Raw genomic sequence first — 20,977 nt, 5'->3', positions numbered from 1 at the left:
CTACGGTAATGGCCTTTGCATTGCCGGATCGTTCAATCAGCTCAATCCAGCCAGCCTGGCGTTGCGCTCGCGCTCGAGCCTGGTGATGTAGCGCTGCACCGCCGCCATGTTCGCACGCGAAATATCCACGAACATGCAGCCGATGCGGCGGCTGGTCTTGTTGTTGAGCATGGTGACGTCGAGGGCGTTGCGCACCTGCAGCGAGGTGGTGACGGTGCCGATCTCAGGCAGCTCGATGCGGCAGCCGGTGAAGGTCTGGCCGATGGTCGAGTTCAGCATCATCTTGCTGTCGAGCAGGGCGACGCCGCCGCAGCTGATGTCGGCCAGCGGGAAGCTGGCGCTGCCGCCGCCCAGGTCGATCGGCAGCGGCACGAACGCCGGCACCGGGTTGGTCACCGGCGTCGGCATGCGGTAGAACTCGCGCCGCTGCAGGCGGATCAGCGAATCCGGGATCTGGGCGGCCAGCGCCGCCGTGCCTTCGAACTCGAGTTCCTGCAGGCCGCCGGCGCGGAACAGGATGCGGATCTTGTCGAGGTAGGTCTCGCACATCACCTGGCCGGTGCGCACGATGCGTTCGTTCTGCTCGCGGTTGATCGAGCGGTCGAGGATGAACAGGCCGCTGTCGGGATCGACTTCCAGGATCGAGGTGACGCAGACGTCGGCCTCGCCCTTGATCTTCATGCGGATCAGTTGTTTTTTCTCGCCGATCTGGCGCAGCAGCGCGACGATCTCCCTGCGCGACTGCACCTCGTAGTCGTGCCAGTTTTCCAGTTCTGCGTCATGAATTGCTTGCATCTTGTTCCGCCGGTGGTGCAGGTGAGTCGATGAGGAGCGCGCTGTCGGGAGGGGCGGAAAGCGGCCCGCCGGTTTGTTGCGCTGACTCAATATGATAAAGCCATGCCAACAGTTCTGCAATTGCGCGGTACAGGGCAGGCGGGATATGGCTGTCGAGGTCGATGTCCATCAGCAGCGACACCAGTTCCTTCGATTCGTGCACGAACACGCCGGCTTCGCGCGCGCGTTCGATGATTTGTTCGGCGACCAGGCCGCGGCCCTTGGCGACCACGGTCGGCGCCGCGGTCCCGGCCGCATAGGCGAGGGCGACGGCGCGCTGCCGGTGGAGGTGGACATCCTTGCCTGTGTCGTCGCTCATGCGTCCTCGTGGGCCTGGATGTGGAGCGCGGCCAGCTCGGTGCCGGCGGCCGCCAGCGCTTCCTGCAGGCGCGGCGCGCCCGCGCGCAGGGCGGCGGCCGAGTCGGTCGCCGCGTGCAGGGCGATGCGCAGCCGGCTGCCGTGCAGCGAGACGCTGGCCTCGATCTCGCCCAGGGCGGCGAAGCGCAGGCGCAGGCCGCTTTCCCAGCCCGGTTCGAGCCCGTCCTCGCCGCCTGCCTGGCCGTCCTGTTCGCGGTTTTTCTGCCGCCTTACCTGCCATTCGAAAGGCTGGCCGGGCGCGAGCTGGCCCTGCCACAGGACCTGGCCCTGCTCGTGGCTGGCGAGCTGCAGGTTGATCATGCGCGCGCTGGCCGGGTCGGTGGCCGCGGTGCCGGGGACGTTGCGCGCCTGCGGTTCCTGCGCCAGTTCGTTCAAGGAACGCTTGCCCTCGGCCCAGTCGGCCAGGTGCGATTCATAGAACAGCCCGCTGTGCGCGATCGCCTGGGCGAGCTTGCCGGCGAGCTGGGTCGCATCCGGCGCGCCTTGCGGCAGCAGGGGCGTGGGGCTGGTCACGGCGGCGCCGCCCTGGGTCCGGGCGCCGGCCGCGTGCTCGCCGGCGGCGCTGTGCAGCACCTGGGACAGCAGGCGCGCGGCCGGACTCAGGTCGGCGGCGGCGTCCTGGCCGCCGGTGTGGCGCAGCGGGGTGGTGGCCGCGGCCACGGCGGCGGCCAGCGATGCCGCCGTGCTGGCGCCGGGCGGCGCCGGCGCGGCGTGCAGGGTGGCGTCGCCGAGCTGGAAGGTGGGCTGGGGCGAGGCCGCCAGCACCTTCATCGACAGTTGGGCGCCGGGTTGCGTGCCGGGTGGCAACTGCATGCGCACCGCCATGTCGGCGACTCGTACCACGAAGCTGCCGTCGCCCAGGCGCGACAGCACGGAAACGGGAACTTTGCTGCCCAGCATGGTCGCCAGCGTGCGCTGCAGGGCGTCGAGGCGCGGATCGCCCGTGCGTTCGAGCGGCTGCGCCGGCCGTACCGGCTGCGTGGCGCTGACGCCGGGACTGGGCAGGCGCTCGACCATTTATGTCTATACGCTGCCGTAGGCGTTCGCGAGGCGGCGCTGGGTACCGGAGTTGTTGATCAGGGCCGACAGCTGGGCCATCCACGGCATGGTCAGGTCGCGGATGCGGCGGTCGTCGGCCAGGATGCGCTTGATGCAGTCGACCTTGGCCTGGCGGCCCTGCGGATTGAGCGCGACCGCTGCTTCTTCGCGTTTGAGCGTGTCGACGTGGACCGTGCAGCGCTGCTCGAGCAGCACCAGCTGGTCCCAGTCGCCGGCTTCGGCGGCAGCCCGCATCTGGCCGGTCAGGGCGGCGACGGCGGCGTATTCGGACAGCACTTCCTGGCCGGTCATCATCACGCGCTCGCCATGACAGGGTAGTGGGAGGCCAGCGCATCCGGCGCGGCCGGCTTCTCGCCGATCTGCGACCAGGCGTCGCGCATGTCGGCCAGCAGGGTGTGTACTTCTTCCAGCATCTCGGCCTTGTTCTGCAGGTTGGCGGTCAGGAGGCGCTCGGTCATATAGACATACAGCAGGTCGAGATTGGCAGCGATCTCGCCGCCCGCCTTCTTGTCGAGGCTGGCGCGCAGGCCGCTGTTGATGATGTCCAGTGCCTTCGAGATGGCGGCGCCTTTCTCGACAATCTGGCCGGCCGCCATGTGCCTGACCGCGTTCCTGACAGCAACGAGTGCGCCGTCGTACAGCATCACGATCAATTTGTGGGGCGAGGCGGCAATCACCGAAGTTTCCAGCCCTACTTTTGCGTAGGCGTTCACGCCGCGCTGCATCGATCCAAACATCAGAACCTCCAAATACTTCAGTAGTGTTGCGTTCGCGCTGAAGCGGGTCGGGGCGGCGTCGAGGCCGGCCTGCCATTCTTCAACCAGGGTAGTTTACTGGCTTAACGGCAGCTTCTAACGGGACTTGAGAGCCGGGAATACCCGTCATTTTGACCCTTTGTCAGGTGGATAACGAAACGGAGGTCTTGCGGGGGCGCAAGGAAACAACGCACCCGATCGCAGGCGGATCAATCGTTGCGCGGGACCTTGCGGCGTTCGTGGTGGCGGCGATGCTGGGGCGATTGCAGGGCGCGCGCCAGGATTGCGCGCGGCACGTTGCAGCTGTCGAGATACTTGAAAGCGAAATCCACTCCGCGGATATCGACCAGGTAGAGTGCGTATTCAGCCGTCAGGGCGGTTTGTTCGTCGGTTCGTCGTTGCATCATTTACTTCTCCCATGCCCGTTGGCAACCGGTGTCAGGCGGCGCTGGCGGGCGGCGTTGGCACAATGATATCTGCGTGCCTGGCGCACACTTCTGGAAGTTGTTAACAATTGTATCGGGTGTAGGACAAAGGCGACGGGCAGTGGTTCAGGCCTGCGTCGGGGAGCGGTAGGGTGGGCACTCCGTGCCCACGCGTGAACGATGAGCAGACGCCACCCGTCGTGGACGCCAACACGACGCTGGCTTCACGCGTGGGCACGGGGGCGCCCACCCTACGGCGCGCTGCGCAGGCGGCGGGCCGGAGCCTGGCCTTCGATGAAGCGGGCGGCGTCGTCGGCGTCCAGGGGGCGCGCGTACAGGAAACCCTGGCCCTGGTCGCAGCCGGCCTCGCGTAGCGCGTTGGCCTGGGCCTGGGTTTCGACGCCTTCGGCGATGACCTGCAGGTTCAGGCGGTGCGCCATGGCGGCGATCGCCTGGACGATGGCGCGCGAATCGCGGTTGTGCGCAATGTCCAGGACAAAGGACTTGTCGATCTTCAGCTTGTCGATCGGCAGGCGCCGCAGGTAGCTGAAGCTGGAATAGCCGGTGCCGAAGTCGTCGATGCTCAGCGTCACGCCGAGCGCTTTGAGCTTGTGCATGACGACCATGCTGCGCGCCGGGTCGGCCATCGAGACGCTTTCGGTCAGCTCCAGTTCCAGCAGGGCGGGCGGCAGCCCTGTGGTGTCGAGCAATTCGCTGACGATGGCGACGATGTCGCTTTGCAGGAACTGGCGCGCCGACAAATTCACCGCCACCGGCGCCGCGGCCAGGCCGGCCTGGCGCCAGGCGGCCAGCTGGGCGACGGCGCTCTTCACGATCCATTCGCCGATCGGGGCGATCAGGCCGGTTTCCTCGGCGATCGGCACGAATTCCTCGGGCGGGACCACGCCGTGCTCGGGATGGCGCCAGCGCAGCAGCACCTCGAAGCCGGCCAGCGCGCAGGTGACGAGTTCGATCTTCGGCTGGTATTGGAGGAACAGTTCGTCGCGTTCGAGCGCGCGCCGCAGTTGGCTTTCGAGCAGCAGGCGGCGCCCGAGTTCGCGCCGCTGTTCGGGCGCGTAGCGTTCGATGCGGCCGCCGCCCATGCCCTTGGCATGGCGCATCGCCGTCACCGCGTTGTTGAGCAGGGTGTCGGCATCCTGCCCGTCCTGCGGATAGCAGGCGTAACCGATGCTGCAGCTGATCGAGATGTCGGCATCCTTGCCGAAGGCATGGCGCCCGACTTCGTTCATCAGCTCGTCGAGGCGGGCCTGCAGGCGCTCGGCGTCGCCGGGGTCGTTGAGCATCATGACGAATTCGTCGTTGCCCGAGCGCGCCAGCATGTCGTCTTCGCGCAGGCGCGACTGCAGGGCGCGCGTGACCGCCACCAGGGCCTGGTCGCCCGCGACGTGGCCGAGCACTTCGTTGACCCGCTTGAAGCGGTCCAGGTTCAGGCAGGCCACGACCGCGCCGGCGCCGGATGCCTGCCAGGCCGGAATGCTCTCGCCGATCGTGCGCAGCAGCGCCTGGCGGTTGGCCAGGCCGGTCAGCGCGTCGTGGGTCAGCAGGTATTTCACCTGGCCGGCGGCGGCCGGCACCGGCGCATGCGCGGCGTTGTGCAGCAGCTGCTCGTGCAGTTCCTGGGCGGCGCGCGCCAGCTGGCGGTGGTAGATCAGCTCCTCGACCATGTGCGCCAGTTCGTGCAATTGCGACAACTGCTCGGCGCTGAAGCGGCGCGGACGGGTGTCGATCACGCACAGCGTGCCCAGCCTGTCGCGCTCGATCGAATGCAGCGGCACCCCGGCGTAGAAGCGGACGTAGGGCGGACCGGTCACGGCCGGATTGTCGGCGAAACGTTCGTCCAGGGTGGCGTCCTCGACCACCAGCGGCGCGTCGCTGAGGATGGCGTGGCCGCAGAACGAGATGTCGCGCGAGGTCGACTGGGCCGCCATGCCGCAGCGCGACTTGAACCATTGGGTATCGCTGCCGACCAGCGAGACCAGGGCGGTCGGCACGTCGAGCAGCTTGGTCGCCAGGCGGGTGATCCGGTCGAAGGCTTCTTCCGGACCGGTGCCGAACAGTTCGGTTGCATAGAGCGCCGCCAGGCGTTTTGCTTCGTCTACCGGGATCTGGGGTTTCTGCATATTTAACAATTCACCAGGGAGGCTGGTTCGTTCCGATGGGCCCATTACGCCAGAAGCGCGGGGGAATTGCAATGCGAGCACGACTGGAGTGCAGGATGCCGTGCCGATGAGATTGTGAAATTTTTTGCCAGTAATAGAAAATCGGCGCCCCAGCGCCGGCCGCGTGGCCTCAATATTTTCCGAAACCTGCCGTTGACGCTCCTGTCGCGGGAAGGACGTCATGTACCGGTTCGGTCCGCTTCAGGTAGCAAGTTGCTCATAAACATTTTTTTTAAAAAAATTTCCTCAAGGTTTTGCGGAGGGGTCCGTTAAAGAATTCAAGCGAGCTGATTCAAACGACGCAAGCAACGAGAACCGAACCCCGATAGCAGCACTAAACTGAACTGCCCACTGGAGAACTACCATGTCGATCATCAACACCAATATGTCGTCGCTGAACGCACAGCGCAACCTGACCAAGTCGGCCAACGAACTGCAGACCTCGATGACCCGCCTGTCGTCGGGCCTGCGCGTGAACAGCTCGAAAGATGACGCTGCCGGCATGTCGATCGCGGCCAAGATGGACTCGCAGATCCGCGGTATGTCGCAGGCGTCGCGCAATGCCAACGACGGCATCTCGATGATTCAGACTGCCGATGGCGCTCTGTCGAATATTTCCGACGCCCTGCAGCGTATGCGTGAATTGGCTGTTCAGGCCGCTAACGGTACCAACGGCGCAGACGAGACGTCGAATATCGATACTGAAATGGTTGCATTAAACGATGAGATCTCGCGTATCGCAAATTCAACCAAATTTAATGGTATTCCACTGTTGTCCAGTGCCGCCGCCGTAACGAAATCCATTCAGGTAGGTGCTGACGAAACACAAAAGATTGATGTGACGTTTGCGAAGAGCACCGGCTACACTGGCCTGACGAAGAATGCAACGATGGTTGACGCAGCGGCCGACGGGACCAACCCCGGCACTTTCGATGTCAGCACCACGGCAAATGCAGCCAAGTCGATTACGAATATCGACGCGGCCTTGAAATCTTTGAACACCGAACGCGCTTCGCTCGGTACCGCGCAGAACCGCATGGGCTACGCGATCAGCAACCTGGCTACCTCGGTCGAGAACCAGTCGGCAGCAAAGAGCCGCATCATGGACACCGACTACGCCGCCGAGACCAGCAAACTGAGCCGTGCACAGGTCCTGCAACAGGCCGGCACCGCGATGCTGGCCCAGGCCAACTCGGCACCGAACAACGTGATGTCGCTGCTGCGTGGTTAATCGACCGGTATAATCGATGTTTCAACTGTGCGGGCTCTGGCCCGCGCAGTCGTTTCTAGAGAGGTATTCCGATGTTGCAACCAATACAAAACGGAAGCCCGCCGGCCGTGGCCGGCAACCCGGCAAAGCCAGCCGCCGAGTCCGTGTCCAGGCCCGCTCCGGCGCCCTCGGAGCGCCCCGCGGCGCAACCGGACAAGCATGAGCTGGGTAATATCGTGGCCGACCTGAACAAGGTAGCGCAGGCTGCCGCGCAAGGCGTGCGTTTTTCGGTCGACGAGGACACCGGCCGCACCGTGGTCAAGGTGGTCGACACCCAGACCGATACCGTGCTGCGCCAGATTCCGACCGTCGAGGCGCTCAAGCTGTGGCGCTCGATCGAGCAGATGCAGGGCGTGATGTTACGGGACAAGGCCTGACCGCGGGTCGGGCGTCAACTGATGGGAGCTTGGTATGAGTATTAGTGCCGCCGGCATGTTGTCGGGACTGGACGTCGATGGACTCGTGACGTCCCTGATGGCGATCGAAAAGCAGCCGCTGCAGAACCTGCAGGCCAAGCAGGCCAGCTTCAATTCCAGGCTTTCCGCATTCGGCACGCTCAAGAGCGCGGTGTCGACCTTCCAAAGCGCCGTCAAGGCCTTGTCGGGCGATGCGCTGCAGGCGCTCACGGCCAGTTCCAGCAAGAGCGAGGTGGTCGGCGTCTCGGCCACCAAGGACGGCGGCGCCACCCCCGGCAGCTATGCGATCGAAGTGAAACAGCTGGCCCAGAGCGACAAGCTGGTGTCGGCGGGCATTGCAACGGGGGCGAAACTGAGCGGCGCGATGAGCATCCAGATCGACGGCAAGAGCGTGCCGCTGACGGTGACCGACGCCACCCTGGCTGGCCTGTCGAGCGCCATCAACAAGGCCAATGCCGGCGTCACCGCAACGATCCTGAACGACGGCACCGAGGACCGCCTGGTCATTACCGGCAACAAGACCGGCGTGAAGAATGGCCTCACCATCACCGGCACCGGCGACCTGGCCGCCTTCGCTACGGGCGCGGGCGGCATGACCGCGACCCAGAAGGCGCAGGATGCCGAGATGACCATCGACGGCATCGCCGTCTCGAAGTCCTCGAACACCGTCACCGACGCCATCAAGGGCGTGACCCTGAACCTGGCCCAGGTCAATGAAGACAATCCGGTCAACGTGACCCTGACCAAGGACACGGCCGCGGTCACGAAGTCGATCACGGCCTTTGTCGATGCCTACAATACCCTGGCGACGGCGGTGAACAAGCAGACCGCCTACAACGCGGCGACCAAGACCGGCGCCGTGCTCAACGGCGACTCGGGCGCGCGTTCGATCCTGACCAACATCCGCGCCGAGCTGGGCAAGGCGGTTACCGACGCTACCGGGCTGAAGACCCTGTCCGACATCGGCATCGCCTTCCAGCGCGACGGCACCCTGAAGCTGGAGAAGCCGGCCAAGCTGGAAACGGCGATCGCCAACAACTTCGAAGGCGTCTCGAACCTGTTCAATGCGAAGACCGGCGTCGCCACCCGCCTGCTCGACGTCACCGAAGAGATGCTCGGTTCGAAGGGCCTGTTCAAGTCCCGCACCGACGGCCTGAACGCTTCGCTGAAGAGCCTGGAAAAAAGCCAGGACCGGATGACGCTGCAGCTGGAGCAGACCGAAAAGCGCTACCGCGCCCAGTTCACTTCGCTCGACACCATGATGACGAACATGCAGAGCATGAACAGTTATCTCACCCAGCAGCTGGCGGCCCTGGCGGCCAACAGCGGCTACTGACCTCGGGCTCGCCCCCAACGGCGCTGCACCGCCGGTAAAAGAAAAAGCCATCCATACGGATGGCTTTTTTTTCGGCCCTTCTCCCGTCCTAAAACAGGCCCAGTTATTCGAAGCGATGCTGGAAGTGACCCGTAAGGAATATGGGGGGCAAGCTGCCCAAAAAGCATGAGCGAATCAATGGCATCCTAAAGACTGAGTTTCCGTCGCACCGCGCGGACGACTTGGTGGAAGCACGACGCATCGTGGCGCAGTCGGCGGCGATCTACAACCAGGAACGTTCGCATCAGGCCCTGAAATACAAGACGCCCGATGAGATTCATCGGGCGCTCTGGGGTCGGCAAGAACGATTTCTTCTAGCTGCTTAAAACTGTCAATCTATTGTAGGACCAGTCAGCTGCTCAGAAGCGCAGGAAGCCGTAGACCTTTTCCAGCCGGTGCCAACCAGTGTTGTGCAGGGCCTGGCTGGTATTCGCAGCGAAGTTCCGGTCGTGCTGGAAACGTCGGCAGAACACCTGCACCGTGCGCGCCAGCAGGGCGGGCGACGGCAGCTCCTCGCCCCCGGCGCACTGCGCGGCCAGCATGAATCTGACCATCCCGAAACGCGACGCCAGGCGCAGGTAGCTTTCGTAAGGCGTAGTATCGCCGAACGGGAACAGGTTGCTGAACATCTCGTTCAGCACATAGTGCTCCAGCATGAAAGGCGCGTCCCGCAGGGCCGCCGGCAGGCGCTCGATGCCGCGGCGGTAGTGCGCGACGATGGCCTCTTGCCGCGCTACTCCGCGGGCCTCGTCGGTACCTATACCCCTGGCGATCATTGCCAGGATTTCACGCTGCGAGCTGGAGTGCGTCGTCGAGAGCTTGGTCGACCACAGCGTGGCGAAAACGAGAGCCTGGGCCTCGTGGTTCGGCTGCAGGTCCTTCAGCGCCGTGGTAATCGCGCCTTGTTCCAGCCCGACGATGAGTTCTTCGATCAGGGCCGGAATGCGCTGCTGCTGGTGGTCCTGGATCGCCGTGGTGAGGCTTTCGCAGAAGACGCCGAGCACGGCCATCTTCTCCCACAGTGCCAGGCCTTCGCTGCGCATCAGCTGGAAGCAGAAGATGCGGATCTCGTTCATCATGTCGATGCTCAAGCCATGCTTGGGCTGGATGCTGCCGGCCGTGCTGTCGCGGACCATGATCTTGTTCTCGACAAAGTCGAAGGCGTCCGGGTGCAGCAGCGCCTGGCGCGCCGCTTCCGGGCAGGACAGGGTCAGGCTCTGTTCGACGCTGTTGGCGAAATGGCGCGTCGTGCGCGGGTAGGAAAAGCAGGTGTGCGACAGGTAGCTCTCGTTTAGGTTCTTTTGTACCGAACAGAGGCGCTCCTGCATCAGCGGGCAATCCGCGCTTTCCTCGTCAAGCTCGATGCGCGCGTAGCTGGTGTCGCCTCCTTCGCTGCGGGTGCGCTTGACCTTCGATTCGAAGACCGGCTTGAGTTCCGGGTGATTCGACTGGCGGTAAGCGTTAAAGGTTTTCTTGTCGATCGTGACGCGCCAACCTGCGCAGCAGCTGTCCTCGCAGCTGGGTCCGATGCAGCTGAACCGGCTGACGTACTGGGGAACAAGGGCGGTAAGGGAGCGCGAGGGATGAAGGATGGCCATGGTCGTCCGGTGAGAGGGCTGGAGGCGGGTATTAATGGTACTTCACGGAAAACGTGGGTTCAAGCAAATGGCCCGGATACATTTGTTTTCTTGTCGATTCGCGTGATTCTGTGTGATTCCACCGACAGGATGTCGAAACGTCATTTGGCAGACTAGAAAAGGCTTTCCTGCGCCACCACCACCCGGTTCTTGCCGCTCTGCTTGGCCTGGTACATCGCGCGGTCGACGCGCGCCAGCAGCGAGGCCTGGTCCTCGTTTGGCAGGCGCAGCGCGACGCCGGCGGAGAAGGTGATCAGGAGCTTCTCGTTGTCGTGCAGGAAGAAGTGCTTGGTGAGCTCGCGCTGCAGCCTCACCATGGTCAGCACCGCCGCCTCGACCGGCGTTTCGGGCAGCATGATCATGAATTCCTCGCCGCCGAAGCGCGCGATCACGTCGATCGAGCGCAGGGTGTTCTTCACCACTTTCGCCAGGTGGCGCAGGGCGTTGTCGCCGGCCAGGTGGCCATAGGTGTCGTTGAGCTTCTTGAAGTTGTCGAGATCGAGCAGGGCCACGCACAGCGGCGTGCCGCGGCGGTCGGCGCGGGCGCTCTCGCGCTCGAACACGTCGTCCAGGCCGCGCCGGTTCAGGGTGCCGGTCAGCTGGTCCTCGCGCACCAGTTCGCTCATGTGCTGGAGCTTCGCTTCGAGCTCCTTGATCCGGCTTTCCGCTTCCTGCACCTCGCGGTGCGCGGCCAGCATGCGGTCGCGCGAGGCCAGCGCTTCTTCCTGGGCCTGGCGGGTCTCGCGCAGCACCTCGTCGAGCACTTCGTTCAGTTCCGTGATGTCGCCTGCATGGCGGATGCGTTCGCTGAACCCGCCCAGCTTGTCGTGGAAGTCGCCGGTCGATGCGGCCACCGAGCCGAGACGGTCGATGAAGGTCATCATCATGTTCTTGACCGTGGCCTTCACGTCCGACAGGCCGTGCTTGAGCTGGCCCTGCTTGTAGATCACGTCCTTCAGGCTGCGCGTGGCGTCTTCCAGCGCGCGCTGGTCGATGGGGCCGGCGATCAGGTCCTGCACGGCGGCGATCTGGCCGCGCATCCAGCTGTCGTCGTCGAGCAGTTCGCTGACGTTTTCCAGCAGCAGCTTGAACAGGCGCAGCAGCAGTTCCTGCTGCTCGGCCGCGTCGCCGTTGTGCAGCTCGATCTGGAAGCACAGCTCCTTCAGGCGCGCCGCGATTTCCTGCAGCGCCGCCTCGCTGTGGGCGATCTTCACCGCCGCGCCGAGCGACTCGGCTTCGCCCGCCAGCGTCGAACTGGCCGGCAGCAGCGAGGCCAGGGCGAAGGCCAGCGTGCGGCTGAGCAGTTCGCGCAGGAGGGCGGTGTCTTTGCTCTCCATGCCGTAGGTGATGCCGGGCGGGATGCCGCGCCGCAAGTGTCTTTCGACCAGCTGCGACAGCGCGCGCGCATAGGCTTCCCAGTTGCGTCCCTTGACCGCGTGGTTCAGGCGGCGCCCGTACTCGGCCAGCTCGCCCGGGGCCTCGGTCAGCTGCACGGCGAAGCCGCCCAGCACTTCCTCGGGCGCCGGGCCGGTCAGCGGAATCGGCGCCGGAGGAGCAACGGCGGGCTTGGGAATGCCGGCGATCTCGTTGTAGATGTCGCGGTAGGCGTCGGGCGTGGGCGCGATGCGCCGCGTGGCGAGGCGGCGGAAGGCCTCGCGGGCGATCTCGACGGGGTGTTGGGCAGGAGTGGGCGGGTTGGACATGGTACAGCGAGTATTTACTTGATTTATCGCAATGATAATCAGGTTTTCTTTTCGTCATCGACTGAAAAGAGCCCAAAAAGTGGCTTACTTAGCAGTAATGCCCGTTTCCCTTATTCAACGAGCTGGTTGCGGATCGCGTAGGAGGTCAGTTCGGCGCTGGTCTTCAGGTTCATCTTGGCCAGCAGGCGCGCCCGGTATTCGCTGACCGTCTTGACCGAGAGCGAGAGTTCGCGCGCGATCTCGCTGACCGTCTTGCCGGAGGCGATCATGGTCAGGGTCTGGAACTCGCGGTCGGACAGGCTGTCGTGCACCGGCGCCTCGTGGTCCGTCCCGATCTGGCTGGCCAGCGCCTGGGCCAGGGTCGCGCTGACGTACTTCTGGCCGCCGGCCACCTGGCGGATCGCGGTGACCAGCTCGCGCGGGGCGCTCTGCTTGGTGAGATAACCGGCCGCGCCGGCCTTCAGGGCGCGGATCGCGTACTGGTCTTCGCGGTGCATGGACAGCATCAGCACCGCCAGCTCCGGGCGCTCCGCCTTGATCTGCTTGAGCACTTCGATGCCGTTGCGGTCGGGCAGGGAGATGTCGAGCAGCATCACATGGCAGCGCGACTTGCGGAACAGCTTGATGGCGTCGAGCCCGTTCTCGGCCTCGCCGGCGACGATGATGTCGCGCTGCTCGGCCAGGATCTGTTTCAGGCCTTCGCGCACGATGGCGTGGTCGTCGGCAATGAATACACGGATGGTTGCTTTGTCGGTCATTGTTACCTGGTGTCGAATCTTGCGTCGCTGCTTCTTGTGTCGGTTCGCGCGGGCGCCGGGGCCAGCCTGATCTTGATGGTCACCATCGTGCCACCTCCGGGCGCCGGCGACAAGGTCAGGGTGCCGCCGAGGGCGCGCGCCCGCTCGCTCATGCCGCGCAGCCCGAAGGAGTGCGGCTTGAGGCGGTCGGCCGGGGCGATGCCGCGGCCGTTGTCGCAGATGGCGAGGGTCAGGTGCTGGCGCTGGCGCCGCAGCGTGACCGTCACCCGGGTCGCGCCGGCATGCTTGGCGACATTCGTGAGCGCCTCCTGGAAGATGCGGAACAGCGCCGCCGCATGGTCGGGATCGAGTTCGATGTCGCGCTCCACGCTGCGGAAGACGCAGGCGATGCCCATCTGCTTCTCGAACTCGCGCGCCTGCCACTCGAGGGCGGCGACGATGCCGAGATCGAGCGTGGAAGGGCGCAGGTCGAGCGAGATGCGATGCACCGCCTCGATCGTGCGGTCGACCAGGTCGTCGAGGTAGCTCGCCTTTTCGAGCAGCCCGGGCTGGTCGTCGGGCAGGCGCGCGCTGAGCATGGCCAGGGCCATCTTGATGGCGGTGAGGTTGCCGCCCAGGTCGTCGTGGATTTCGCGCGCGATGCGGGCGCGTTCCTGCTCCTTCACCTGCTCGATGTGGTCGGTCAGTTCGGCCAGCCGCGCGCGCGAGCGCAGCACGTCCTGCTGCTCGTTCTTGCTCTCGGTAATGTTGGTCATGATGCCGTCCCACTGCACCGCGCCGCCGGGAGCGGGATGGGGCGTGGCGCGCAGGTTGATCCATTTGACGTCCTTCCAGGCGTCGATCCAGATCCGGCCTTCCCAGTTCCAGGCCGACAGGCTGACTTTCGACACCGCCATGGCCTCGAGATAGCCCTTGCGGTCGTCAAGCAGGATCAGGCGCAGGAACAGGTCGGGATCGGCCTGCAGCGCCGCCGGCTGCACGCCGAGCAGGGCGGCGCAGCCCTCGCTCAGGTAGGGGAAGGCGTGGCGGCCGTCGGCGCCGAGCACGAACTGGTAGACCAGCCCCGGCGTATGGTCGACGATGGCGTTGAAGCGGGCCTGGTATTCGGCCAGCGCGGCGGCGGCGGCCTGGCCGGGCGAGAGGTCGTCGCCGATCGCCAGCAGCAGCGCGCGGCCGTCGCGCTGGGTGCGCAGGAAGCTCAGCCGGGCCGGGTAGGTGCTGCCGTCGGCGCGGCGCAGGCGGGTGCGCAGGCAGCGCTGGGCGCCGATGTCCTCGCCGAGCCCGGCCAGCAGGCCGGCCAGCGTTGCGCCGTCCAGCTCGGGCGCGACTTCCATGATGCTGGCGCCGCGCAGGTCGGCGCCGTCGACGCCGAGGTTCTGGCGCGCGCAATCGTTCAGGTCGACCAGGGCCAAGGTGGCGGGGTCGATCAGGTAGATCTCCGAGGCGGCTTCCTGCATCGGGGCGGCGAGGGAAAGCGCGGCGCTGTTCATGGTCGTTCTGCTCCGGTGGATTTGCGGCGGCGCCGCCACAGCGAGACGAAGCGGCGCAGGGCGCGCGCGCTGCGCGTCGCCTGGCGGCTGCCGAAGGGCACCGACGGGCGCAACTGGCGCCGCAGCCGGCGCAGGGTGCGGCGCAGCGTGCTCTGCATGGCGGCGACGGCGCGGCGTGCGCGGCGCCAGGCGGCGCTGGCGCGCAGGCGTGTAATGAGCTGGTCCTTGAGCATAATGAAGCGATTGTGCCACCGTGCGAACCAGACCAGCGCCAGCAAGGCGGGCAGGGTCAGCACGTAGAGGCGCGCCACCACCACCGCGCCGCCGAGCTTGGCGAGCACGAAGGTGGCGACGCCCCATGCCGGATGGCCGTGGGCGATCGCCAGCAGGGCCAGCAGCTTGACCGGCAACAGCATCAGGCCGGGCAGGGCGAAGACCAGCAGCGCCGGATACGGCGGCAGGCGGCGCACCCGGTTTTCCACCCAGGCCAGCAGCGGCCAGTCGGCCAGCCCGGCAGCAAAGCGGCTGCCCAGGCGCCACAGCCATTCCTCGAGCAGGAGCAGCAGCGCCGCCACGTACAACAGCGGCGCGAGCAGCGGGGAGCGGGTGGCGGGGGCGGCTTTCATTTGCGCCATCATACGATAAACCGGCGCTGCCTCCGGCGCGATGCCATTACAATAAGGCTTATGAATAAGGCATTTGTAAAAGAGTCCGACAACGAGGACGACGATGACGCCGTCGCACTGGCGCAGGCCATTCCGGCCGGCGCCAAGAACTACATCACCCCTAGCGGCTACAAGGCCATCAAGGACGAGCTGCTGCAGCTGATCGACGTCGATCGGCCCGAGGTGGTGCGCGTCGTGCACTGGGCCGCCTCGAACGGCGACCGCTCGGAGAACGGCGATTACATCTACGGCAAGCGCCGCCTGCGCGAGATCGACCGCCGCATCCGCTTCCTCACCAAGCGCATGGATTCGGCTTTCGTGGTCGATCCGAGTGTCCATTATGGAAACGATCAGGTCTTTTTTGGCGCGACTGTTTCCTATTCGAATACAGCCGGCGAGGAGCACACGGTCACCATCGTCGGCGTCGACGAGCTCGACCCGCTGCGCGGGCGCATCAGCTGGGTCTCGCCGGTGGCGCGCGCGCTGACCAAGGCGCGCGAGGGCGATGTCGTCACGCTGCAGACGCCGCAGGGCGTGGACGAGCTGGAAATCCTGAGCGTGGAATATCCGGAACCGATCACGGATTGACGGTAGTCGGCAAGACCCGCAAGCCAGGCTCTCGAACGAGCGTTAGCTGACGCAGCCGGATTTTGTCCGGTGCGGCGGGACGGCATGCCCCATGGCTGGTAAGATGCGTGATTTGGCGCACCTGGCCCCCATGAATCAATTCCACGACACCGCGCGCGAGTCCGACGTCCTGGCCGCGCTGCGGCAGGCCACGGCCGCGCGCCACGAACGCCTCGACAGCGGCTTGCCGCTGTCCGCGCCCGACGCCACCCTGGCCGACTATGCGGCCCACCTGCAACTGCTGCGCGCCTGGCTGGCGCCGTTGCAAGCCTGGCTGGACAGCTACGACGACGGCCCGCAAGGCCCATCGGGGCTTCCCAGCGCCCCCCATCTCGCCCTGATCGAGGCCGACCTGGCCGATCCCGCGCTGGCCGGCCACGCCATGCCCGCGCCCGCCGGCGCCCCGGACTGGCCGCAGGGCGCCAGCGCCGCCTACCGCTGGGGCGTGGCCTACGTGGTCGAGGGCTCGCAACTGGGCGGCGCCGTGCTCTACAAGCGCCTGGCGGCGCAACTCGCCCCGCACCCGCTGCGCTACCTGCGCGGCGCCGGCGACGCCGGCCCTGGTCCGCGCTGGCGCGCCTTCATGGGAGCGCTGCGCGCCGAGGTGCGCGGCGAGGAAGAGGTCGCCGAAGCCTGTGCCGGCGCCTGCGACGCCTTCGACCGCATCCTCGGCTTGGCCTTTCACGTCGCTTGATGGCCCAGCCTGGCGCGCCGGGTTCGCGGCCAGGTGATGAAACTGCGGAAACTGCGGAAACTGCGGCGATAACACTGCGGCAGGCCCAGGCGTCCGCTCGGCTTCAGGTGATGCGCCGCACGTGCCGGAAGCGGGCGTAGCGTTTCACCAGGTCGTTGATCAGCTGGTCGCGCGTATAGCCGCTCACGTCGTGCTGCGGGTCGCCTTCGGCACTGTGCGCCATGGTGCGGTAGTGCCGGGTGTCCGGATGCGGGCCCGTGGTTTCGGCCCAGGCGAAGCTGGGCGCGCGGAAGCTGCGTGCGCGGATGGTGTAGCGGAAGGTGCCGCGGTCGCCGTGCGGCACGGTCAGCTCGAGATGGCCATCGGTTTGCGTCACTTCCGGCGCCAGGCCGGTTTCGCGGAACTGGCTGGCGACCGCTTCCAGCGCGGGACGCGCGGTGTCGTTCATGAAGGCCGTGATCTCGGCCTTGCCGTAGAAGTGGGTGATGCTGGCCAGCCGCTGCTGCCAGCTCAGGCCGTCGGCATCCGGTGGGGCATTCGCGGCGATCGACAGGTCCATCGACGCGCCCTTGGTCTCCGTCTGCAGGGCGCGCAGCAGCCCGTAGCAGATGAACAGCATGATCACGGCGAACGGCAGGGCGCTGGCGAGCGCGGCGGTCTGGAGCGCTTCCAGGCCCCGGCCAGCAGCAGCACGGCGCCGACCACGCCGGCGCAGACGGCCCAGAAGATGCGCTGCCAGACCGGCGGATTCGGCGCCGCGCCGGAGGTGATCATGTCGATCACCAATGCGCCGGAATCGGCCGAGGTGACGAAGAAGGTAATCACCAGCACCGTCGCCAGGCCGGAGGCGATCATCGGGAAGGGCAGCTGCTCGAGCATCGTGAACAGCGCCACCGGCATGTTGTCGGTGACCGTCTGCACGATCGGCGCGGCGCCGGAGAAGTCGAGCGCGATGGCGGTATTGCCGAACACGGTCATCCACAGGAAGGTGAACAGCACCGGCACCAGCAGCACGCCGGTGACGAATTCGCGGATGGTGCGCCCGCGCGAGATGCGCGCGATGAACATGCCGACGAACGGCGACCACGAGATCCACCAGCCCCAGTAGAACAGGGTCCAGTCGCCCAGCCAGGCATTCGGCTCGTAGGCGTACATGCGGAAGGTGCGCGACACGACCGCGCCCAGGTAGGTGCCGACGTTCTGCACGAAGGCCTGCAGCAGGAACACGGTCGAGCCCACCGCCAGCACGAACAACAGGAGCGCGATCGCCAGGATGATGTTCAGTTCCGACAGGCGCTTCACGCCCTTGTCGAGTCCCGTGCCGGCCGACAACGTCGCCAGGCCGGTGATGACAGCGATCAGGATGACCTGGACCGTGGTGTTGACGGGCATGCCGAACAGGTGGGCAAAGCCGGCATTGACCTGCAACACGCCGAAGCCGAGCGAGGTGGCGACGCCGAACATGGTGCCGAGCACCGCGAAGATGTCGATGGCGTGGCCGATCGGGCCGTGGATCTTCTGGCCGATCAGCGGAAACAGGCTGGAACGCAAGGTCAGCGGCAGGCCGCGCCGGAACGCGAAATAGGCCAGCGCCAGGCCGATCACGATGTAGATCGCCCAGGCATGCACGCCCCAGTGGAAGAAGGTCAGGACCATGGCCTGGCGCGCCGACTCGATGGTGCGTCCTTCGCCCACGGGCGGCTGGGCATAGTGCTGGATCGGCTCGGCGACGCCGAAGAACAGCAGGCCGATGCCCATGCCGGCGCTGAACAGCATGGCGAACCAGGACAGGTAGCTGTATTCGGGCTCGCTGTCGTCCGGGCCGAGCTTGACGTCGCCGTAGCGGCTCATCATCAGGAACAGCACGAAGATCAGGAAGAGGGCGACGGCCACGATGTAGAACCAGCCGAAATCGCGCACGATGCCGGCCTGCAGCATGGAAAACACGCTGCCGGCGCGCTGCGGGAAGAGGGCGCTCAACAGCGCGAAGACAAGGATGAGCGCGGCCGAGATGTAGAAGACGGGCGGGTTGACTTGCATTCGCGGCCGGGCGGCGGGGCTGGCGGCGTCCTTGAGCACTGGGTCAGTCATCGATTGGCTTTCTTTCGCGGTCCTGGCGACCGGGCTGGGCAGGACGCTGCCCAGCCTGTTGACATGGCCGCCCGAGGACGGGCGGGCGTGCGGGAGGCGGTATGCAAACCGGCGCGCACCTCGGTACACGCCACGGGCAAGCCGGGCGGCGCGGGGCGGCGCAAGCGCACGTGCGTTCGCCTTCCTCTGTCTTGCCAAGTTTACCACTCGAGGATACGGGCGCCGGGCACGATTGGATGTGCGCGCCAGGTAGGGAATGCGAATGGCGCCGGGCATGTCCGCCTCGCAGCGGCGGCAGTACCAAAAAAACAGCCCACGCGAGGTGGGCTGTTCGTTCCTGGCCGTGCGGTGTCAGGCCCGCTCGCGCTCGACCCGGTTGACGCCCGCCACGCGCCGCAGGTTGCGGATCAGGTGCGCCAAGTGCACCCGGTCCTTCACCTGGATGGTGAAGCGCAGTTGGGTCATCATGTTCTCGTCGTCCTCGTCCATGCCGACGTAAGTGATGTTGCCGTCCGACTCGCCGATCTCGGCCGCCACGCGCGCGAGGATGCCCTTTTCGTTGTTGATCAGCAGGCGGATGCGGCAGTCGAAGCGGCGGTTCAGCTCCTCGCCCCATTGCACGGCGATCCAGCGGTCGGGCTCCTTGGCGCGCAGGCGCTTGGCCGGCAGGCAGTCGGCCGTGTGCACCACCAGCCCCTGGTCGCGGCGCAGCTGGCCGACGATCTGGTCGCCCGGGATCGGCAGGCAGCAGGGCGCCAGCTGGACCGATACGCCTTCGCTGCCGTAGATCGTGACCGGGTCGATGTCGCCGGCCAGCGGCGCGCTCGACGGCAGCACGTCGGTTTCGCCTTCCATCAGGCCGAAGATGTGGCGCGCCACCAGCGCCGGCATGCGCTTGCCGATGCCGATGTCGGCGTACAGCTCCTCCATCGACTTGGCCGAGGATTCGGCCAGCACCTTGTCGATGGTGGCGGCCGGCAGCTCGGGCGCGATGCCGCGCGCGGCCAGCGCCTGGGCCAGCAGTTCCTGGCCCAGCTCGACCGATTCGTTGACGTTCACCGTGCGCAGGTGATGGCGGATCGCCGAGCGCGCCTTGCCGGTGCGGACGTAGTTGAGCCAGGTCGGGCTCGGGCGCGAATCCGGGTCGGTGACGATCTCGACGATGTCGCCGTTGTGCAGCTCGGTGCGCAGCGGCTGGGTCTCGTTGTTGATCTTGACCGCCACGCAGTGGTCGCCGATGCCGGTGTGGATCGAGTAGGCGAAGTCGAGCGCCGTGGCGCCGCGCGGCAGGGCGATGATCTTCGACTTCGGCGTGAACACGTAGACCGAATCCGGGAACAGGTCGACCTTCACGTGCTCGAGGAACTCGGCCGAGTCGCCGGTCTGCTGCTGGATGTCGAGCAGCGACTGCAGCCAGGCATGGGTGCGCTGCTGCAGGTCCGACATGTTCTGGTCGCCGGTCTTGTACAGCCAGTGCGCCGCCACGCCGCTCTCCGCGGTGCGGTGCATGTCCTGGGTGCGGATCTGGAATTCGACCGGGGTGCCGTAGGGGCCGATCAGGGTGGTATGCAGCGACTGGTAGCCGTTGATCTTGCGGATCGCGATGTAGTCCTTGAACTTGCCGGGCATCGGCTTGTACAGCCCGTGCAGGGTGCCGAGGGCCACGTAACAGTTCGGGATGCTGTCGACCACGACGCGAAAACCGTACACGTCGAGCACCTGCGAGAACGACAGGTGCTTGTTGCGCATCTTTTTATAGATGCCGAACAGGGTTTTCTCGCGGCCGTAGACCTCGGCATGGATGCCGGCCATGGCCAGCGTCTGCTTGACCGCCTCGAGGATCTTCTTGACCACCTCGCGGCGGTTGCCGCGCGCCGCCTTGACCGCCTTCGACAAGGTGCGGTAGCGCAGCGGGTAGAGGTGCGAGAAGGCCAGGTCCTGCAGTTCGCGGTAGATGTTGTTCAGGCCGAGACGGTGCGCGATCGGGACGTAGACTTCCATCGTCTCGCCGGCGATGCGGCGCTTCTTGGCCGGGACCATCACGCCGAGCGTGCGCATGTTGTGCAGGCGGTCGGCCAGCTTGATCAGGATCACGCGCACGTCGGACGCCATCGCCAGCAGCATCTTGCGGAAGTTTTCCGCCTGCGCCTCGACCAGGCTCTGGAACTCGATCTTTTCCAGCTTGGACAGGCCGTCGACCAGGTTCGCGACCTGCGGGCCGAAGCGCTCGATGAGTTCTTCCTTCTTGACGTCCTGGTCTTCGATGACGTCGTGCAGCAGGGCGGCCATGATGGCCTGGGCGTCGAGCTTCCACTCGGCGCAGATCTCGGCCACCGCGATCGGGTGCGAGATATAGGGTTCGCCCGACTTGCGCACCTGGCCGAGGTGCATCTCGTCCGAGAAGCGATAGGCTTCCTTGACCTTCTTCAGCTCGACGGGGGTGAGGTATTCGGAGAGTTTATCGACCAGTTGCGTGACCGATGCAACGCCGATGGCCGTAGGCTCGGCGGTTTCTTGCGGCTTGCCCGGGCGCTTGGCCCGGGCGGGGGGATTGCCTGAATGAGTCGAATCCGGGGTAGACAGGTTCATACGCTATGTCGATCAGCCGCAGTGTGGTGAC

At 65.9% G+C, this 20,977-nt stretch carries 18 protein-coding genes and 2 pseudogenes; 6 read left to right on the top strand and 14 right to left on the bottom strand.

The window, feature by feature from the left end; all coding sequences use genetic code 11:
• Positions 1-36: 36 nt before the first annotated feature.
• The 7 genes from ACFOPH_RS13075 to ACFOPH_RS13045 form a co-directional block, all read right to left on the bottom strand.
• The gene (locus tag ACFOPH_RS13075; protein ID WP_312554536.1) at positions 37-795 is read right to left on the bottom strand and encodes a flagellar brake protein; all 759 of its coding nucleotides are present in this window, start codon (positions 793-795) and stop codon (positions 37-39) included.
• On the bottom strand, positions 779-1,153 hold the full coding sequence (locus ACFOPH_RS13070) for an EscU/YscU/HrcU family type III secretion system export apparatus switch protein (RefSeq protein ID WP_312554539.1): 375 nt from the start codon (positions 1,151-1,153) through the stop codon (positions 779-781). The genes ACFOPH_RS13075 and ACFOPH_RS13070 overlap by 17 nt, the downstream gene beginning before the upstream one ends.
• The gene (fliK, locus tag ACFOPH_RS13065; RefSeq protein WP_379735690.1) at positions 1,150-2,229 is read right to left on the bottom strand and encodes a flagellar hook-length control protein FliK; all 1,080 of its coding nucleotides are present in this window, start codon (positions 2,227-2,229) and stop codon (positions 1,150-1,152) included. The genes ACFOPH_RS13070 and fliK overlap by 4 nt, the downstream gene beginning before the upstream one ends.
• 6 nt (positions 2,230-2,235) lie before the next feature.
• Positions 2,236-2,565, bottom strand: coding sequence for a flagellar protein FliT (locus ACFOPH_RS13060; RefSeq protein WP_312551805.1), 330 nt, complete (start codon positions 2,563-2,565; stop codon positions 2,236-2,238).
• Positions 2,565-3,008 carry a flagellar export chaperone FliS gene (gene fliS / locus ACFOPH_RS13055; protein ID WP_312551803.1) on the bottom strand — a complete coding sequence of 148 codons (444 nt, stop codon included), beginning with the start codon at positions 3,006-3,008 and terminating at the stop codon, positions 2,565-2,567. Before fliS ends, ACFOPH_RS13060 begins: the two co-directional genes overlap by 1 nt.
• Positions 3,009-3,235: 227 nt before the next feature.
• Positions 3,236-3,433: a hypothetical protein gene (locus ACFOPH_RS13050; RefSeq protein ID WP_313704289.1), complete on the bottom strand. Its 198-nt coding sequence runs from the start codon at positions 3,431-3,433 to the stop codon at positions 3,236-3,238.
• A gap of 269 nt (positions 3,434-3,702) precedes the next feature.
• A complete protein-coding gene (locus ACFOPH_RS13045; RefSeq protein ID WP_379735687.1) occupies positions 3,703-5,592 on the bottom strand; it encodes a putative bifunctional diguanylate cyclase/phosphodiesterase in 1,890 nt (629 codons plus the stop codon).
• 403 nt (positions 5,593-5,995) lie between these two features.
• On the opposite strand from ACFOPH_RS13045, the gene ACFOPH_RS13040 reads away from it, so the two are divergent.
• The 4 genes and pseudogenes from ACFOPH_RS13040 to ACFOPH_RS13025 form a co-directional block, all read left to right on the top strand.
• The gene (locus tag ACFOPH_RS13040; RefSeq protein ID WP_379735685.1) at positions 5,996-6,862 is read left to right on the top strand and encodes a flagellin N-terminal helical domain-containing protein; all 867 of its coding nucleotides are present in this window, start codon (positions 5,996-5,998) and stop codon (positions 6,860-6,862) included.
• A 143-nt stretch (positions 6,863-7,005) separates the two neighbouring features.
• Positions 7,006-7,278: a flagellar protein FlaG gene (locus ACFOPH_RS13035; protein ID WP_313704292.1), complete on the top strand. Its 273-nt coding sequence runs from the start codon at positions 7,006-7,008 to the stop codon at positions 7,276-7,278.
• Between the two features lie 34 nt (positions 7,279-7,312).
• Positions 7,313-8,653, top strand: coding sequence for a flagellar filament capping protein FliD (gene fliD, locus ACFOPH_RS13030; RefSeq protein ID WP_379735683.1), 1,341 nt, complete (start codon positions 7,313-7,315; stop codon positions 8,651-8,653).
• A 167-nt stretch (positions 8,654-8,820) separates the two neighbouring features.
• A pseudogene (locus ACFOPH_RS13025) lies at positions 8,821-9,018 on the top strand (integrase core domain-containing protein); the annotation flags it as partial.
• Positions 9,019-9,051: 33 nt separating this feature from the next.
• Here the strand turns inward: ACFOPH_RS13025 and fliB are convergent.
• The 5 genes from fliB to ACFOPH_RS13000 form a co-directional block, all read right to left on the bottom strand.
• Complete coding sequence (gene fliB, locus ACFOPH_RS13020; protein WP_379735681.1) at positions 9,052-10,290, bottom strand: flagellin lysine-N-methylase; 1,239 nt, start codon at positions 10,288-10,290, stop codon at positions 9,052-9,054.
• Between the two features lie 152 nt (positions 10,291-10,442).
• Positions 10,443-12,032 carry a GGDEF domain-containing protein gene (locus ACFOPH_RS13015; protein ID WP_379735679.1) on the bottom strand — a complete coding sequence of 530 codons (1,590 nt, stop codon included), beginning with the start codon at positions 12,030-12,032 and terminating at the stop codon, positions 10,443-10,445.
• Positions 12,033-12,142: 110 nt separating this feature from the next.
• Positions 12,143-12,790 (bottom strand): response regulator, encoded by a 648-nt coding sequence (locus tag ACFOPH_RS13010; RefSeq protein ID WP_379735677.1) that lies wholly within the window; start codon positions 12,788-12,790, stop codon positions 12,143-12,145.
• A gap of 2 nt (positions 12,791-12,792) precedes the next feature.
• Positions 12,793-14,280 (bottom strand): sensor histidine kinase, encoded by a 1,488-nt coding sequence (locus tag ACFOPH_RS13005; RefSeq protein ID WP_379735675.1) that lies wholly within the window; start codon positions 14,278-14,280, stop codon positions 12,793-12,795.
• Complete coding sequence (locus tag ACFOPH_RS13000; RefSeq protein ID WP_379735673.1) at positions 14,277-14,906, bottom strand: hypothetical protein; 630 nt, start codon at positions 14,904-14,906, stop codon at positions 14,277-14,279. The genes ACFOPH_RS13005 and ACFOPH_RS13000 overlap by 4 nt, the downstream gene beginning before the upstream one ends.
• 60 nt (positions 14,907-14,966) lie before the next feature.
• Here ACFOPH_RS13000 and greB point away from each other — a divergent pair, with 60 nt between their 5' ends.
• Both greB and ACFOPH_RS12990 read left to right on the top strand, forming a co-directional pair.
• The gene (gene greB / locus ACFOPH_RS12995) at positions 14,967-15,533 is read left to right on the top strand and encodes a transcription elongation factor GreB (protein WP_312554504.1); all 567 of its coding nucleotides are present in this window, start codon (positions 14,967-14,969) and stop codon (positions 15,531-15,533) included.
• A 130-nt stretch (positions 15,534-15,663) separates the two neighbouring features.
• Positions 15,664-16,266: a biliverdin-producing heme oxygenase gene (locus ACFOPH_RS12990; protein WP_379735671.1), complete on the top strand. Its 603-nt coding sequence runs from the start codon at positions 15,664-15,666 to the stop codon at positions 16,264-16,266.
• A 103-nt stretch (positions 16,267-16,369) separates the two neighbouring features.
• Here the strand turns inward: ACFOPH_RS12990 and ACFOPH_RS12985 are convergent.
• Both ACFOPH_RS12985 and ACFOPH_RS12980 read right to left on the bottom strand, forming a co-directional pair.
• Positions 16,370-18,306, bottom strand: a pseudogene (locus ACFOPH_RS12985) (BCCT family transporter).
• A gap of 402 nt (positions 18,307-18,708) precedes the next feature.
• Positions 18,709-20,946, bottom strand: coding sequence for a RelA/SpoT family protein (locus ACFOPH_RS12980; protein WP_379735669.1), 2,238 nt, complete (start codon positions 20,944-20,946; stop codon positions 18,709-18,711).
• Between the last annotated feature and the right edge of the window lie 31 nt (positions 20,947-20,977).

Source organism: Massilia haematophila, from assembly GCF_042647645.1.
Classification (GTDB): Bacteria; Pseudomonadota; Gammaproteobacteria; order Burkholderiales; family Burkholderiaceae_D; genus Telluria; species Telluria haematophila.
This window is presented reverse-complemented; position numbering and strand designations above follow the sequence as displayed.

What these genes read in the sequence shown, in the direction of transcription:
- ACFOPH_RS13040 (WP_379735685.1), top strand. Translation starts at nt 5,996, where the DNA reads ATGTCGATCATCAACACCAATATGTCGTCGCTGAACGCACAGCGCAAC.
- ACFOPH_RS13000 (WP_379735673.1), bottom strand. Translation starts at nt 14,906, where the DNA reads ATGAAAGCCGCCCCCGCCACCCGCTCCCCGCTGCTCGCGCCGCTGTTG.
- ACFOPH_RS13075 (WP_312554536.1), bottom strand. Translation starts at nt 795, where the DNA reads ATGCAAGCAATTCATGACGCAGAACTGGAAAACTGGCACGACTACGAG.
- ACFOPH_RS12980 (WP_379735669.1), bottom strand. Translation starts at nt 20,946, where the DNA reads ATGAACCTGTCTACCCCGGATTCGACTCATTCAGGCAATCCCCCCGCC.
- fliD (WP_379735683.1), top strand. Translation starts at nt 7,313, where the DNA reads ATGAGTATTAGTGCCGCCGGCATGTTGTCGGGACTGGACGTCGATGGA.
- ACFOPH_RS12990 (WP_379735671.1), top strand. Translation starts at nt 15,664, where the DNA reads ATGAATCAATTCCACGACACCGCGCGCGAGTCCGACGTCCTGGCCGCG.
- ACFOPH_RS13045 (WP_379735687.1), bottom strand. Translation starts at nt 5,592, where the DNA reads ATGCAGAAACCCCAGATCCCGGTAGACGAAGCAAAACGCCTGGCGGCG.
- ACFOPH_RS13010 (WP_379735677.1), bottom strand. Translation starts at nt 12,790, where the DNA reads ATGACCGACAAAGCAACCATCCGTGTATTCATTGCCGACGACCACGCC.
- ACFOPH_RS13070 (WP_312554539.1), bottom strand. Translation starts at nt 1,153, where the DNA reads ATGAGCGACGACACAGGCAAGGATGTCCACCTCCACCGGCAGCGCGCC.
- greB (WP_312554504.1), top strand. Translation starts at nt 14,967, where the DNA reads ATGAATAAGGCATTTGTAAAAGAGTCCGACAACGAGGACGACGATGAC.
- ACFOPH_RS13005 (WP_379735675.1), bottom strand. Translation starts at nt 14,280, where the DNA reads ATGAACAGCGCCGCGCTTTCCCTCGCCGCCCCGATGCAGGAAGCCGCC.
- fliS (WP_312551803.1), bottom strand. Translation starts at nt 3,008, where the DNA reads ATGTTTGGATCGATGCAGCGCGGCGTGAACGCCTACGCAAAAGTAGGG.
- fliK (WP_379735690.1), bottom strand. Translation starts at nt 2,229, where the DNA reads ATGGTCGAGCGCCTGCCCAGTCCCGGCGTCAGCGCCACGCAGCCGGTA.
- fliB (WP_379735681.1), bottom strand. Translation starts at nt 10,290, where the DNA reads ATGGCCATCCTTCATCCCTCGCGCTCCCTTACCGCCCTTGTTCCCCAG.
- ACFOPH_RS13060 (WP_312551805.1), bottom strand. Translation starts at nt 2,565, where the DNA reads ATGATGACCGGCCAGGAAGTGCTGTCCGAATACGCCGCCGTCGCCGCC.
- ACFOPH_RS13050 (WP_313704289.1), bottom strand. Translation starts at nt 3,433, where the DNA reads ATGATGCAACGACGAACCGACGAACAAACCGCCCTGACGGCTGAATAC.
- ACFOPH_RS13015 (WP_379735679.1), bottom strand. Translation starts at nt 12,032, where the DNA reads ATGTCCAACCCGCCCACTCCTGCCCAACACCCCGTCGAGATCGCCCGC.